Origin of the sequence: Pedobacter deserti, from assembly GCF_024436415.1 — a bacterium.
In the GTDB taxonomy this organism is placed as follows: domain Bacteria; phylum Bacteroidota; class Bacteroidia; order Sphingobacteriales; family Sphingobacteriaceae; genus Pedobacter; species Pedobacter faecalis.
Genome location: NZ_JAFMZQ010000001.1, coordinates 725,842 through 740,364, shown reverse-complemented (window position 1 = coordinate 740,364; position 14,523 = coordinate 725,842). Strand labels below are relative to the sequence as shown.

General features: G+C 45.7%; 12 protein-coding genes and 3 tRNA genes. 8 read left to right on the top strand and 7 right to left on the bottom strand.

Annotated features, from left to right (window positions below; all coding sequences use genetic code 11):
* The first annotated feature begins 85 nt into the window (after nt 1–85).
* Nucleotides 86–2,407 (top strand): Tex family protein, encoded by a 2,322-nt coding sequence (locus tag J3P40_RS03450; RefSeq protein ID WP_256007049.1) that lies wholly within the window; start codon nt 86–88, stop codon nt 2,405–2,407.
* 3 nt (nt 2,408–2,410) lie between these two features.
* On the opposite strand, the gene J3P40_RS03445 is transcribed toward J3P40_RS03450, so the two are convergent.
* Entirely contained in the window at nt 2,411–2,884 is a 474-nt protein-coding gene (locus J3P40_RS03445) for an Lrp/AsnC ligand binding domain-containing protein (RefSeq protein WP_256002986.1), read from the bottom strand.
* A 153-nt stretch (nt 2,885–3,037) separates the two neighbouring features.
* On the opposite strand from J3P40_RS03445, the gene J3P40_RS03440 reads away from it, so the two are divergent.
* Nucleotides 3,038–3,149: transfer RNA gene (locus J3P40_RS03440), tRNA-Asp, on the top strand.
* A 56-nt stretch (nt 3,150–3,205) separates the two neighbouring features.
* Nucleotides 3,206–3,350: transfer RNA gene (locus tag J3P40_RS03435), tRNA-Asp, on the top strand.
* Nucleotides 3,351–3,400: 50 nt separating this feature from the next.
* Here J3P40_RS03435 and J3P40_RS03430 read toward each other — a convergent pair.
* The 5 genes from J3P40_RS03430 to J3P40_RS03410 form a co-directional block, all read right to left on the bottom strand.
* On the bottom strand, nt 3,401–4,669 hold the full coding sequence (locus tag J3P40_RS03430; RefSeq protein ID WP_256002985.1) for an amidohydrolase family protein: 1,269 nt from the start codon (nt 4,667–4,669) through the stop codon (nt 3,401–3,403).
* A 43-nt stretch (nt 4,670–4,712) separates the two neighbouring features.
* Nucleotides 4,713–7,439: an amidohydrolase family protein gene (locus J3P40_RS03425; protein WP_256002984.1), complete on the bottom strand. Its 2,727-nt coding sequence runs from the start codon at nt 7,437–7,439 to the stop codon at nt 4,713–4,715.
* Between the two features lie 297 nt (nt 7,440–7,736).
* Nucleotides 7,737–7,824, bottom strand: a tRNA-Ser gene (locus tag J3P40_RS03420).
* A gap of 45 nt (nt 7,825–7,869) precedes the next feature.
* Nucleotides 7,870–9,300 carry a pyruvate kinase gene (pyk, locus tag J3P40_RS03415; RefSeq protein WP_256002983.1) on the bottom strand — a complete coding sequence of 477 codons (1,431 nt, stop codon included), beginning with the start codon at nt 9,298–9,300 and terminating at the stop codon, nt 7,870–7,872.
* 76 nt (nt 9,301–9,376) lie between these two features.
* Nucleotides 9,377–9,796 carry an IPExxxVDY family protein gene (locus tag J3P40_RS03410; RefSeq protein ID WP_256002982.1) on the bottom strand — a complete coding sequence of 140 codons (420 nt, stop codon included), beginning with the start codon at nt 9,794–9,796 and terminating at the stop codon, nt 9,377–9,379.
* Between the two features lie 161 nt (nt 9,797–9,957).
* Between J3P40_RS03410 and J3P40_RS03405 the strand changes: the two genes are divergently transcribed.
* Genes J3P40_RS03405 through rnc form a run of 3 tightly spaced genes read left to right on the top strand, consistent with a single transcriptional unit; the run spans nt 9,958 to nt 12,223 of the window.
* Nucleotides 9,958–10,194, top strand: coding sequence for an acyl carrier protein (locus tag J3P40_RS03405; protein ID WP_008508386.1), 237 nt, complete (start codon nt 9,958–9,960; stop codon nt 10,192–10,194).
* Nucleotides 10,195–10,222: 28 nt separating this feature from the next.
* Nucleotides 10,223–11,476 carry a beta-ketoacyl-ACP synthase II gene (fabF, locus tag J3P40_RS03400; RefSeq protein WP_256002981.1) on the top strand — a complete coding sequence of 418 codons (1,254 nt, stop codon included), beginning with the start codon at nt 10,223–10,225 and terminating at the stop codon, nt 11,474–11,476.
* An 18-nt stretch (nt 11,477–11,494) separates the two neighbouring features.
* Nucleotides 11,495–12,223, top strand: coding sequence for a ribonuclease III (gene rnc / locus J3P40_RS03395; protein WP_256002980.1), 729 nt, complete (start codon nt 11,495–11,497; stop codon nt 12,221–12,223).
* Here rnc and J3P40_RS03390 read toward each other — a convergent pair.
* Nucleotides 12,212–12,979 carry a hypothetical protein gene (locus tag J3P40_RS03390; RefSeq protein WP_256002978.1) on the bottom strand — a complete coding sequence of 256 codons (768 nt, stop codon included), beginning with the start codon at nt 12,977–12,979 and terminating at the stop codon, nt 12,212–12,214. The genes rnc and J3P40_RS03390 overlap by 12 nt on opposite strands.
* A 114-nt stretch (nt 12,980–13,093) precedes the next feature.
* Here J3P40_RS03390 and J3P40_RS03385 point away from each other — a divergent pair, with 114 nt between their 5' ends.
* Nucleotides 13,094–13,957, top strand: coding sequence for a YicC/YloC family endoribonuclease (locus J3P40_RS03385; RefSeq protein ID WP_256007048.1), 864 nt, complete (start codon nt 13,094–13,096; stop codon nt 13,955–13,957).
* On the top strand, nt 13,957–14,520 hold the full coding sequence (gene gmk, locus J3P40_RS03380) for a guanylate kinase (protein ID WP_256002977.1): 564 nt from the start codon (nt 13,957–13,959) through the stop codon (nt 14,518–14,520). Before J3P40_RS03385 ends, gmk begins: the two co-directional genes overlap by 1 nt.
* The last annotated feature ends 3 nt before the right edge of the window (nt 14,521–14,523 follow it).

Here is a 14,523-nt window from a genome sequence, read left to right as displayed (position 1 = left end):
TTACTTAAAGAAAATATAATCCCGCTGGTGCAAGCCGGCGGGATTTTTTCGTTAATTTTGGCGCCATCTTATGTCAATTGAAAAAATGAGCAATCACACCAAGATCATCGCAGCAGAACTGAATTTGACCGTTCAGCAGATTGAAGCGACTACCTCGTTACTAGATGAAGGGGCAACGGTACCCTTCATCTCCCGATACCGGAAAGAAATGACCGGTAGTCTGGATGAAGTTCAGATAGCGTTGATCCGCGACCGGGTGCAGCAGCTGAGGGATCTTGATAAGCGCCGCGAAGCCATTTTAAAAGCACTGACGGCATTGGATAAGCTGAGCCCCGAACTTGAAAAACAGATCAATGCAGCAGTAACCATTGCAGAAATAGAAGACATTTACCTGCCTTATAAGCCCAAGCGCAAAACACGTGCTTCCGAGGCAAGAAAGAAGGGTCTTGAACCCTTGGCAACACTGATATTTCAGCAGGGCAAACAGGATCCTGTAGCTGAAGCTGAAGGATTTATCAATGTCAACCTCGGCGTACCTGCTGCCGAAGAGGCTCTGGCCGGTGCACGCGACATCATAGCAGAATGGATAAATGAGGACGCCGAGGCCCGCTCCCGTATGCGCGCCTACTATCAGCAGCACGCCGTGATCAGGTCGGCCGTAGTTAAAGATAAGGCCGATACCGGCATTAAATACAAAGACTATTTTGAATGGTCTGAACCTCTGAAGTCTGCGCCCTCCCATCGCATTCTGGCAATGCGGAGAGGCGAACACGAAGAGGTGCTTAAATTGGAGATAGCGCCTGAAGAAGCGGGCGCTATCGATATCCTGAACAGACTTTTTATAAAGTCTGTTCATGCCAATTCCAGACAAGTAAAACTGGCTTTGGATGACAGCTTCAAGCGTTTGCTGGGTCCTGCCATGGAAACCGAGGTCAGAAACTTTTCCAAGGAAAAAGCCGATCGGGAGGCCATTCATGTATTTGCCGAAAATGCCCGTCAGCTTTTGCTGGCCGCACCCATGGGGCAGAGAAACGTACTTGCAATAGATCCTGGATTTAGAACCGGCTGCAAGGTCGTTTGCCTCGACAAACAGGGCAAATTACTTAAAAATGCAGCTATATTTCCGCACAACGGGCAGCGTGGCGTAGCAGAGGCCGCAAGTACAATTAAAAGGCTCTGTGAAGAGCATGACATAGAGGCAATTGCAATTGGTAACGGTACTGCCGGCAGGGAAACCGAAGCTTTCATACGACAGCTCGGCCTGCAAGGCGTTACCATAGTAATGGTCAATGAAAGCGGCGCTTCAATATACTCTGCCTCAGATGTTGCCCGGCAAGAATTCCCCGATTACGATGTCACTGTGCGTGGGGCGATATCAATTGGCAGAAGGCTTATGGACCCACTCGCCGAACTGGTCAAGATAGATCCGAAGTCAATCGGAGTTGGGCAATATCAGCATGATGTAGATCAGAATAAATTACAGCAATCTCTGGATGATACGGTGATGAGCTGCGTGAATGCCGTAGGCGTCGAATTGAATACCTCATCCAAACAGCTTTTATCCTATGTCTCCGGGCTAGGCCCGCAACTGGCGCAAAATATCGTGAATTACCGGAATGAGCATGGCCCTTTTAAGAATCGCGAGAGTCTGAAAAAAGTTCCTCGCCTGGGAGAAAAAGCTTTCGAACAGGCCGCAGGATTTCTGAGAATAAGAAATGCCGACCATGTGCTGGACTCTAGTGCCGTGCACCCCGAGCGTTATGCGCTGGTTGGAAAAATGGCACGCGACCTGAACTGTACCGTGGCACAGCTTATCCGCGACCAGGCCCTGCGCAGGCAAATTAAACTTGAGCAGTATGTAACTGAAGAAACCGGCCTTCCTACGTTGAACGATATCATAGCCGAACTCGACAAACCTGGCCGGGATCCTCGTGAACAGTTTGAGGCGTTCAGTTTTACAGAAGGGGTTAATAGTATAACGGATTTGAAGCCCGGAATGAAATTGCCCGGTATTGTAACCAACATCACCAATTTCGGCGCTTTTGTAGATATCGGTGTGCACCAAGACGGTCTCGTACACACCAGTTTGCTTTCCGACAAGTTCATCACGAACGCTTCCGAAGTCGTTAAAGTGCACCAAAAGGTTGAGGTGACAGTAGTTGAGGTAGACGTAGTTCGCAAACGGATCTCCCTTTCAATGAAGCCAGAAGCGCAGGCTAAGCCGAAAGCCAGATCTGAGAGGCATCAAAACAAGACGCCGCAGAGCAACAGCACCAGGCCTCACAGAAGCTCTGGCAAAGCACCGGCAAAACCTCAGCAACAGCGACAATCGGGCGGAAAAGAAAAGCTTCCCGACGGCGACCTACAATTAAAGCTTGCCGCATTGAAAGATCTTTTCGGGAAGTAAGACCTACAGCTCTATCTGACGTTTGATACTCTCTTCAAGGGAGATCAAGGTCTCTGTACGCTGTATGCCAGCTACCGCCTGTATTTCTTCATTCAGTACATGCCGGAGGTGACTGGTGTCGCGGCAAATGATTTTAGCGAACATGCTATACGCACCAGTTGTATAATGCAACTCCACAACTTCTTTGATCTTGCTCAACTGTGCCACAGCATCTTTATACTGAATGCCCTTTTCCAGATAAATACCTAGGAATGCAGTAATATCATACCCTGCTTTTTGCGGATCGATGATAAGGTGTGAGCCTTTAATAATGCCCATCTCGTGAAGTTTTTTCATTCTCACGTGAATGGTCCCGCCTGATACGATCAGATCTTTTGCGATTTCAGTATAGGGTTTGGTCGCATCGGCCATCAACTGCTTCAGAATCTCAACATCGAGGTTATCAATTTCTAAATTTTGACTTTCTTTTTTTAGCATGGTTTTTACATTTGATAATGATATGCAATATTAATTAATAATATAACAAAAATAAAATTAAATGTTTATAATATTTGCAACACTTTAAGGTTGTTATTACATTTGTATCAAGCAAGCAAATAAAACATGTTCTTTAAACACTTGCAAACATACTGTAGGGTGGTGAAATTGGCAGACACACCTCCTTGTCTCGGTGGTGGAGAGTTCAGGAAATACTGGTTTTGGTACCAACTGCTCCATGAAGGTTCGACTCCTTCCCCTACAGCAATTAAGTTGTATTAACTACCTAAATATACATACTTAATACGTACATATACATACTGTTGGGTGGTGAAATTGGCAGACACACCTTCTTGTCTCGGTGGCGGGGATCAATGGATAAACGCAGTTTATGGGTTGACCACAAATTAATTTTTGAACTGTAGCTAACTACCCCTTGGAGGTTCGAATCCTTCCCCAACAGCCAGTTTTTTTATGAATAATAAGTTAGTTAAAATCGAGTAACCCTGGATGGGGTTACTCTTTTTTCATTTTAGGCACTGCCCGATATTTGTCACTGAACTTTTTGTCCAGTTGCTTATGGAGATTGTCAAGATTGATGTCGCGGCCCTGAATGAAGGCTTGCTCCACACGGTTGGTGCGCATATCAAGTGCATCTCCGGCAGATATAAAAAGCGTCGCGTCCTTTCCAATCTCCAGACTTCCTGTTTTGTCGGCTATTCCCAGTATCTGTGCAGCATTTAAGGTAATCGTCTGAAGCGCCCGCTCTTTATTCAATCCCCAGGCCGATACGGTTCCCGCCATAAACGGCAGGTTTCGCTGCTGCCAGTATCCTTCAACGCTCAGGGCCACGGGTATACCCGCATCCATCAGCATACCCGCCTTTCTGTACGGTAGGTTTACGTCCTCATCCGAACCGGACGGCAAGGCATGAGGCTGACCGATCACTACAGAAACACCGCTAGATTTCAAAAAGTCAGTAATCAGGTAGGCTTCATCGGCACCGGTGATCACAGGGGTTATGTTAAACTTTTTGGCAAATTTTACAGCATCCATGATATCTGTTTGACTATTTGCTGCGATAAACAGCTGTTGTGTACCACTGAAGAGCCGTTTCATCGCTTCAAGCCTGGTATTCACCACCTCAGGCTTGGTCATATCTGCATAGGCCTTTGCTTCAATAAACAGCTGTTCAAGTTCAGCTATCCGGTTCCTGCTCACTTCTTTTATCGCGTCGGCTGCAGAGTTGCCACGCAAATTGTTTCCCCGGAGCCTTAGCGTCGCCGGCCAGTTCACATGCATGGCACCATCAGTGCGTATCGCTGCATCCTCCCAGTTCCAGGCGTCAAGCTGTACAACAGAAGAACTGCCCGTCACCAGGCCACCCTGCGGCGTGATCTGCGCCATAAGCACTCCGTTACTCCGCAGTGTCGCCGGAACCTTCGAATCAGTATTATAGGCCACCAACGACCGGATATGCGGATTAAAGTTTCCCATTTCAGAAAAATCAAGCGTCGCTTTTACAGACTCAAATTCTGCCAGCCCCAGGTTAGTAAGCGGAGCAATGAAGCCCGGGTAAATATGTTTCCCGTTCGCATTAATCAATGTAGATCCGGTCGGGTCAATCCGCACGACTGTAGCATCACCTACACCGGTGATCTTTCCTCTTTCGAAGATCAGGTAGCCATTGTCAATAACGTTACCATTGCCAATATGTAGCATCGCCCCCATAATAATCACCTTCTTATCTTGGCGCGGTGCCGGTGAGATGTTTGCCTGAGCCATACATAACGAACTTAACGAGACAAATAATAACGTATATAAATACCTATTCATGTGAGTGATCCCCTTTCAAATCTTCTTCGTAAAACTCATCCCCTATCGACTCGCAATGAAACAACCTCGAACGTTGCGCCTGCGGACGTTGGGTTTTGTTACCCTTATTTTTACTCTCCTTCATTTTCCCCATAAGCCTTTCCCGCTCCTCCAACTGTCGACGCCTCAACTGAGCATCACGATCTATATCCCAGTACGCAACACCATCTACAAAGGTCATCTCTGCCTTCGCATAAATCGACAGAGGATGGTCTGACCATACCACCAGATCCGCATCTTTCCCTGGTTTCAAACTCCCCACTCTGTCATCAATGTGCAGCATTCTGGCCGGATTCAGGGTAACAAACTTCAGCGCATCGGTTTCACTGACTCCACCATAAAGTACCGCCTTCCCGGCCTCCTGATTTAAGCGGCGCGCCATTTCGGCATCATCTGAATTGAACGCTGTTGTAATACCCACGTTGTGCATAATCTTGCCATTGTAAGGGATAGCTTCGGCAACTTCCATCTTATACGCCCACCAGTCTGAAAATGTAGAAGCATTGATCCCTTTCGCCTTCATTTTATCGGCCACCTTGTAACCCTCCAGAATATGCGTAAAAGTATTGATCCGGAAACCAAGACTATCAGCCACCTTCATGAGCATATTGATTTCAGACTGAACATAGGAATGACAGGTGATAAAGCGCTTGTTGTCCAGAATTTCGACGATGGCATCAAGCTCGAGGTCGCGGCGTACGTTACTGCCCTTCTGCGTCATTGCCTCCTTGTACGCCTTTGCGCGCGTAAACTGATCTACAAAAACCTGCTCTACTCCCATACGCGTCACCGGAAACCGTACACCCGTACCAAAATTGCTTTGCTTCACATTTTCACCCAGGGCAAATTTGATAAAATGATCGCCGTCTGTGTATTTTAGTTCTTCCGGCAGCTTCCCCCAGCGCAGTTTGATCAGCTGCGCCTGTCCACCCACCGGATTAGCCGAACCATGAAGTATATGAGAAGTTGTAACACCGCCAGCCAGCTGCCGGTAGATATTAATATCCTCGGAATTGATAATATCCGCCATGCGAACTTCCGCAGAAGAAGCCTGGGATCCCTCGTTGATTCCGCCTGTCCCTGCAATATGCGAATGCTCGTCGATCAGCCCCGGAGTAATGTGCTTGCCTGTGGCATCAATAACCCGGGCCCCTGATGCGTTCAATGCTTTTCCTACCGCGCTTATCCGGCCGTTCTGAATAAGCACGTCAGCATTCTGCAAGACTCCTTCCTGCTCGTTTGTCCAGACTGTCGCGTTCCGGAGCAGCACATGCTCCATTGTTGGTACAGTAGTATTACCGAAGGCTGTAAAAGGATAAATCATCGGCTCCCTTGGGCGAATCATAGCGGCTGCCAGCGTTGCTGGAGCTACACTCGCCGAATCCTTTTTAGCCGAATCATCCGCAAACACAAGAATGTGTCGCTTACCCTGCACCCAGTTCTCCTGGATAACATTGGCTCTCGTGAACAAACTGTCCGAAGTAATGATAAAATTTGCCAGCTTTCCTTTATCCAGCGTACCCACCTTATCTGAAACGCCAATCATCGCTGCAGGGATCTCGGTGAGCGCCAAAAGCGCCTGCTTTTTAGATAAACCGTGATCGATCGCAAGTAAAAGGTTCATCCAAAAATCTTTTATATTGTCTAGTCCGTGCCCAGTTATAGCGAACTGGATCCCGGCCTTTTCCACAATACCAGGATTAGCCGGCGCCATCTCCCAGCCCTTCATCTGAGCGAGGGTGATATGCCTGCTTTCCAAGGTATCATCCACGTCATAGGCCTTAACAAAATTTAACGGCACGATCAAAGCTGACCCTATAGCTTTCACGGCGTCAATCCGCTGGTATTCGTCGCCGCTGGTTTTAATCAGGTAACTGCGGCCAAATTCTTTCGCTATTTTGTGGGCCCGCAATACATTTTGCCAACCGTCTGCTTCAAACACCTGAGGCAACACCTGTTGTCTATTAAACTCCTGCAGAGAAATATTAAATTCCGAGGTCTGCTTACTATACCACAAACCGTCGTAATAGGTTTGTCGGAGCAGTGCTATGGATCCCATCAGGGAAGTAGGATAATCATTCTGGGAGCTCCCCTTACTGAAAGAGAAATTGGCCGCCGCCCGATCCTTAAGTATGGTGATGTTCTCCTTGTCGTCAGAAAGGGTTACCACCGTCGACGTCCCACGCACAATACCATCACGGTTTACCGCATGTACCGTTCCAAATCCAATTTTACGCAAGTCAGCAGCAGCTCTATTATCGGCCGCAAAAAAGGTATGTGCATTTGTTTCCGGCCTTATTGCTTCGTTCCATGCGTAGGCACCCCGCTTGGTCGACAAGAAAATGGATTGCCTGCCGGCACTAACGTTTCGCGCGGCGTCCGGCAGACCGTATCCGGTAAATGCATCGATTAATGAAGGATATATAAACCTCCCTTTCAGATCAATCACTACATATCCCTTTGGCACCGCTAAGTCAGATCCCACTGCTTGTATTGTCTGCCCTTTTATAAGCATAGTACCATTTGTAATAGCCCTTGAGGCGCTTACAACAATATTGGCATTAGTAAAGGCATACAACCCGGGCCTGATATCATAAGAACCGTTTACCGGATAGGTTTGCTGAGCGCATAGATGCATTGCAGACAATGCAAATGCCAGCAGAAATAGCGTTTTTTTCATGAAATTCCTGTTAATGTTCTAAATCTATTAAAAATCCAGTGTAACAGGCGTAGAAACTTTGCATTATCTCTTTGGAATTCAACAAACCTGTTAACCCTTATGTCAAAGAACTCCGAAAAAGCACTGGTCAGCACTTTTATCGGAGACAAAAATCATCATTCAAAATGCAAAAGGATCAGTGCTGCACAGGAATGACACGGTATGACATCCCTTTGTCATCACCTGTCAGAACAGCGCATAAAAACTACCCATAAACGGCAAAAGCCGTCTTATGGACGGCTTTCTTTTTCTGTTTTGCGGAGAGAGAGGGATTCGAACCCTCGATACCCTTTTGAGATATACACACTTTCCAGGCGTGCTCCTTCGACCACTCGGACACCTCTCCTTCTTTGCGACGCAAAAGTAGATTTTTTTTGGATAAATGCGAATATTAATCGATAAGGGATACCTTGAGCATATTCGTCCTGCCTTGGGCTTCCAATGGAATCGCAGCTGTGTTAATAATCACGTCGCCTTTCTTAATAAGCTTTTTCGCCTTTAAAAGGTCATTAACGTCCTGAATAGTGTCGTCGGTACTCTCAAATTTGTCATAATAGAATCCCTGGACACCCCATAATAGGCTAAGCGCATTCAAGAGGGAACGGTTGCTGGTAAAAATGTATGTAAATGCCTTTGGCCGGTGGCTCGAAATCTCGAACGCGGTATATCCGCTAACAGTCATGGAAACAATTCCTGTCGCACCCGTTTGCTTAGACAGCGTACAGGCAGAATCACAAACAGCATCGCTCAGGAAGCTTTCGGTTTTAGGCTTAAGGAACTTGTCAGGATGGAAAGGATAGTTATTCTGTTCAATGTTCTGTATAATTTTCTGCATTGTTTCAATAACGATCAGCGGAAATTCGCCTACCGATGTCTCGCCGCTCAGCATCACAGCATCCGCGCCATCCAATACCGAATTTGCGACATCGTTAACCTCTGCGCGCGTCGGCCTCGGCGTCGTGATCATGCTTTCAAGCATCTGAGTAGCAACAATTACCGGTTTGGAAGCAGCGCGGCACTTCTGCACAATCATCTTTTGTAGCAAAGGGACCTCTTCCATAGGCATCTCCACACCCAGATCGCCACGCGCCACCATAACACCGTCTGCTTCCGCTATGATCGCATCGATGTTTGCAATCGCCTCTGGCTTTTCGATCTTGGCAATTACCCTTGCATTTTTATTTTGTGCTTTGATAATGTCTTTCAGTTCCACGATGTCTTCAGCATTTCTTACAAAAGACAAACCGATCCACTCCACATCATTTTGGAGCACAAAGTCCAGATTCTTACGGTCTTCGGGAGTTAGTGAAGGAATAGATACTTTTGTGTTCGGCAGGTTTACGCCTTTCCGCGAAGTCAGGATACCGCCGTGGACAACCTCGCAGACAACCTCATCTACATAATTTGTCTCAACGACACGCATCTGCAGTTTCCCGTCATCCAGAAGAATGATCTCCCCCGCCTTTACATCTTTGGGAAACGCTTCGTAAGTAATATATATACGTTCTTCATTACCGACACATTCCCTTGTTGTTATAACGGTTCTGGCGCCATTTATCAGATGGATACCCCCATCTTTAACCATACCAATCCTGATCTTAGGACCCTGTAAATCAGCAAGTATACCAACGTTGTAATCATATTTCTCATTGATAGCCCGTATCGTGTCCAACACAACCTGGTGATCGGCCTGCGAACCATGGGAAAAGTTCAGACGGCAAACGTCTAAGCCGGCATTGAACATACTATATAAAACTTCGGGTTTGGCTGATGCAGGGCCTAGTGTGGCTACGATCTTTGTTCTAGAATGAAAGGGTTTCATTTATCTTGGTTAATGTAATTCTGTTTGTTAAAGCAAACCAAATATAGTGTATTTCATACACGTTTTAAGATAAAATTTACATAATCAGGTTTTGTTTAGACTTCAATCTTGCCGGCTCGATCTGTACAGCCACCTGAATATCAGCAAGTTTATTGAGTCCGCTAATGATGTAATTAAGGTCTTCCTGGTCTATAAACTGATGGATGACCATGAAGAAATCTACTTTATTCATTTCAGGAATCAGAAAGCCTTCAGAATTCCTGTTGCTGACAATATAGAATTCCGTTTCTCCCTCTTCCGCTACATGATAATATTTTGAAAAAAGCACAGGAGGCTCGTCGATGTTGAAGAAAACCTCATGATCGGCTACCTTTTCAAAATTGAGGGACAGGGATGTATTGAGTTTGTGACAAAACATATAGTCCTTCATTGGTGCTGTAATAGCAACCAGGATAAAGTCAAGATCAAGTGATAATTTTAAGTAGGTTTTGTTCAAAATCTGTCGCCTTTAGGCGATTGCGAAATTATAAAACTATTTTTTTACTTTCATGTTCAGATAAAAAACATTAACATTGGTTGAGAAATAAAAACATTTGAAATGTGTTAGAATTTATTTTTCTTTGCACTGAATTATTTAACCATTAAATTATAAAGATTATGTCTGATATTGCTTCAAGAGTTAAGGCTATTATCGTTGAAAAATTAGGTGTGGATGAGAGCGAGGTTACCCCGGAAGCTTCTTTCACAAACGACTTGGGTGCTGATTCTTTGGATACAGTAGAACTGATTATGGAGTTTGAAAAAGAATTCAATGTAGCAATCCCTGATGATCAGGCTGAGACCATTGGTACAGTTGGTCAAGCAATCGCTTACTTGGAAAAAAACGTTAAGTAAAAATACGGTCTCCGTATAATCCGTATAAATGGAATTAAAAAGAGTAGTAGTTACAGGGTTAGGTGCGCTCACTCCAATAGGCAATACTGTTCCTGATTTTTGGGAGGGATTGATTAACGGTGTGAGCGGCGCCGCGCCTATTACGAGTTTTGATACAGAAAAATTCAAAACCAAATTCGCCTGTGAACTGAAAAATTTCAGGGCCGAAGATTTTCTGGACAGAAAAGAAGCACGTAAGCTGGATCCGTTTGTTCAGTATGCACTTGTGTCTACAGATGAGGCCGTCAAAGACAGTGGCCTTGACTTTTCGGCAGTTGACACCAACCGAGCAGGAGTAATCTGGGGAGCTGGGATCGGCGGATTGAAAACTTTTCTGGATGAGGTAAGTAACTTTGCAAAAGGCGATGGCACACCACGCTACAACCCGTTTTTTATTCCTAAGATGATTGTTGATATTGCCGCCGGGCATATCTCGATCAAATATGGCCTTCGCGGGCCAAATTTTTGCACGGTGTCCGCCTGTGCATCATCAACCAATGCAATGATCGACGCATTCAATTATATTCGTCTTGGTGTCGCAGACCTGATCATTTCGGGTGGTTCTGAAGCGATTATAAACGAAGCAGGTATCGGCGGTTTCAATGCCATGCATGCGCTTTCGACCAGAAACGACGATCCGACTACTGCTTCGCGTCCTTTTGATAAAGACCGGGATGGCTTTGTAGCAGGTGAAGGTGCCGGCACAATCATACTTGAAGAGCTCGAGCATGCAAAAAAACGCGGGGCTAAAATTTATGCTGAACTTGTCGGTGGCGGCATGAGCGCAGACGCAAATCACATCACAGCCCCCCACCCTGAAGGCCTCGGTGCCAGAATGGTTATGTCAAATGCATTAAAAGACGCTGGTCTTTCCGTAACGGACATTGACTACATCAATGTACACGGCACCTCCACCCCGTTAGGCGACATATCCGAAAGCACAGCAATTGTTGATCTTTTTGGTGAAAATGCTTACAAACTGAACATAAGTTCGACCAAATCAATGACAGGCCACCTACTTGGGGCGGCTGGCGCTGTGGAAGCGATTGCGTCTATCCTGGCGGTTAAAAATGATGTTGTTCCTCCTACAATTAATCATTTCACTGATGATCCGGACTTTGACCCTAAATTGAATTTCACGTTTAATAAGGCTCAGAACAGACCTATCCGTGCTGCATTAAGCAATACCTTTGGTTTTGGGGGTCATAACGCATCCGTGATTTTCAAAAAATACGAAGAGTAAGAGCCATTCCAGCATTTAATGCCATTATTTGACCTATATAAGTTATATCTATCATCAGATAAAGACTTTATAAGAAAGTTAAACAATATTTTGGGGTTTGTGCCTCGAAATACTGTCTTATACAAAATGGCATTCCGACACCGTTCCGTGGCTAAGGTTCTCAAAAACGGAACCCGGAGCAGCAATGAACGGCTGGAATTTCTGGGCGACGCAATATTAGGCTCTGTCGTAGCAGAACTCCTCTTTAAAAGTTACCCTTATAAGGAAGAAGGTTTTTTGACTGAAATGCGGTCCAAGATTGTAAACAGAAACAATCTGAACCGGCTTGCCAAAAAAATGGGTTTCGACCAGTTGATCGTATTTGACCAACGAACCGTAAACATGCAAACCAAGCATCATTCTATGTTAGGTGACGCATTCGAAGCATTGATCGGGGCTATCTATCTGGACCGGGGATATAATTTCACCAAAGAATTCTTACTAAAACGAATTGTCAAGCCATACATTGATATTCATACGCTGGAGCTAACTGAAACCAACTTCAAAAGCAAACTTATAGAGTGGTGTCAGCGCCATGGAAAGGATATCTCGTTCGATATGATTCAGAATGAAGAAGGAGAAAGTGCTAAGCTCTTTACTGTACAGGCGGTGATAGACGGCGAAAGCTGCGGCATTGGCAGGGATTACAATAAGAAGAACGCCGAAAAACTAGCCGCTGAAAAGGCCTGCGAACTCTTATCTATTTAATCTTATTGACGTATCAGGCTTGAGTCGGGGCAAGCTGTCTAACTTGGTAGGCGAATCAAGATATTGTTTGCTTGAGTCTTTAATATACTTAATTGCATCATACATAGTCCAGCTTTTGGCGCGCTCATAACTTGGTCTGTAGAAAAACATATACTGCTCCAGATCTTTGCCGCGCAAAGTAGTGTTCGACTGAATGATCGACTCATTAAACAGTCCATCGACATGCGTTTCCTCCATTTCATTGGTGTAATAACGACCAAATCTCCGGGCATTTTTCGGCGTCTTTCCAAGCAGTTCATATATAGCCGTAAGCGGGGTAAACAGAAACGAGAGTGCCGGCGGTTTCCCCTCATAAAAAGAACCATTGCGCTTGTGGTCACGCTTTACATCCTCCAATTCGCTTTTCCTCGACTGCCCCACAATAGTTACCTCCTTCAGCATCTGGTTGCGACTAAGGTTAATGATCATATCCGTTTTATCACTGTTAACCGCGGCCGTGAAGTCCGTAAATCCTGATTTGATAACCAGCAGGGTGTCGCCTGCCACCGCCTTTATCTGGAAAAGCCCAAGTGCGTCGCTTGAAACAGTCGCCCGGGTCCTTTGGTTAACGATCTGCGCGCCTGAGACGCGGCCCTGGCTCTCCTGATCCTTTATAACACCTCTAAGCACAAAAGCTTCCTGTGCCAGCGCGGAAACGGCCGTCATCATGAAAAGGGCTACACTCACCAGACCGGAAATACGAAAGGGCATCTTCATCGTCAACACAAAAAGTCAGGTAAACATACCCATTGTTTCCCAAATCCTTTAGTTAAAAAAAGTTAAATACGATGGAAAGATCAATAAATGATATCTTTGCACATGATAAAATCAATGACTGGATATGGCCTGGCCACTACAGATTATAACAACGTAAGATTTATAGTCGAAATCAAGTCGCTAAACAGTAAGTTCCTGGAACTTAACCTCAAACTTCCGAGAGCTTTTTCAGACAAGGAGCTGATGCTGCGCAATTTATGTAGCAAAGATATCGAACGCGGCAAATCAAGTGTAACCATTACGATCGAACGCAGCGATGAAGCGCTTAAGGGAGCCGTGATAAATACCGTTCTCCTAACTCGCTATTATCAGCAACTGGAGAAACTCAACGCCGAACTAGGCGCAAACTCGGGCAATCTATTTCAGACTGCACTGAATATGCCGGAGGTCATCAGCTACACCGAGGAGGACGCTGATGAGGGAGAGTGGGATATGCTACACGATACCTTTCTAAAATCGCTCGAACGCTTTCAGGAATTCAGAAAGACAGAAGGGCAGGTCCTCAAAGCAGATCTTGAACTCCGGATAAGGAACATTCTGCAGTTGTTCAGCCAGGTCGAAACGATTGAGCCGCTTAGAATCCCAAATATCAAATCGAGGCTCATGCAATATCTGGATGAACAGGTAGGTAAAGCTGGTGTCGACCAGAACAGGCTTGAACAGGAGCTGATCTATTACATTGATAAACTTGACATTACAGAAGAAAAGATCCGGCTGAAAAGTCACTGTGATTATTTTATCGAAACACTGAAGGCCCGGGATGCTAATGGAAAAAAGCTTGGCTTTATCTCACAGGAGATCGGCAGGGAAATTAATACCATGGGCGCCAAGGCAAACGATGCGCAAATTCAGCAACTGGTTGTAGGAATGAAAGAGGAACTCGAAAAGATTAAGGAGCAATTATTGAACGTACTGTGATGCAAGGCAAACTGATTATATTCTCTGCGCCATCTGGCGCCGGCAAAACCACCATTGTCAAACATCTGCTCGAGACATTCCCTGCCCTGAATTTCTCCATTTCGGCCACAACACGTGCGCCGAGAGGGGATGAGAAGCACGAACAAGATTACTATTTTATCAGTAAAGAGGATTTTTTACATCGCGTTGCCCTGCACGAATTCGTGGAATTCGAAGAAGTCTACAACGGCACTTTCTACGGAACACTTCGCAGCGAAATCGAGCGGATCTGGAGTTCCGGCAAACACGTAATTTTCGACATCGATGTAGAAGGAGGGCTGCGCCTTAAGCGAAAATATGAAGATAACGCACTGGCCATATTTGTCCAGCCCCCCTCACTCGAGGTACTCAAAGAGCGTCTTACAGGCAGGGGCACAGATAGTGCTGAAAAGCTCGCCGAGCGGTTCAAGAAGGCAGAGAAAGAACTTGGCTATGCAGACAAGTTTGACGTCATCCTCAAAAACTATGACCTTAAAGTCGCCTGTGCTGAGGCAGAGAAACTCGTAGGCGACTTTCTTAGTTAATCG

Excerpts from the sequence above, each read along its gene's own strand:
- J3P40_RS03450 (WP_256007049.1), top strand. The coding sequence starts at position 86 with ATGAGCAATCACACCAAGATCATCGCAGCAGAACTGAATTTGACCGTT.
- J3P40_RS03445 (WP_256002986.1), bottom strand. The coding sequence starts at position 2,884 with ATGCTAAAAAAAGAAAGTCAAAATTTAGAAATTGATAACCTCGATGTT.
- J3P40_RS03430 (WP_256002985.1), bottom strand. The coding sequence starts at position 4,669 with ATGGCTCAGGCAAACATCTCACCGGCACCGCGCCAAGATAAGAAGGTG.
- J3P40_RS03425 (WP_256002984.1), bottom strand. The coding sequence starts at position 7,439 with ATGAAAAAAACGCTATTTCTGCTGGCATTTGCATTGTCTGCAATGCAT.
- pyk (WP_256002983.1), bottom strand. The coding sequence starts at position 9,300 with ATGAAACCCTTTCATTCTAGAACAAAGATCGTAGCCACACTAGGCCCT.
- J3P40_RS03405 (WP_008508386.1), top strand. The coding sequence starts at position 9,958 with ATGTCTGATATTGCTTCAAGAGTTAAGGCTATTATCGTTGAAAAATTA.
- fabF (WP_256002981.1), top strand. The coding sequence starts at position 10,223 with ATGGAATTAAAAAGAGTAGTAGTTACAGGGTTAGGTGCGCTCACTCCA.
- rnc (WP_256002980.1), top strand. The coding sequence starts at position 11,495 with ATGCCATTATTTGACCTATATAAGTTATATCTATCATCAGATAAAGAC.
- J3P40_RS03390 (WP_256002978.1), bottom strand. The coding sequence starts at position 12,979 with ATGAAGATGCCCTTTCGTATTTCCGGTCTGGTGAGTGTAGCCCTTTTC.
- J3P40_RS03385 (WP_256007048.1), top strand. The coding sequence starts at position 13,094 with ATGACTGGATATGGCCTGGCCACTACAGATTATAACAACGTAAGATTT.
- gmk (WP_256002977.1), top strand. The coding sequence starts at position 13,957 with ATGCAAGGCAAACTGATTATATTCTCTGCGCCATCTGGCGCCGGCAAA.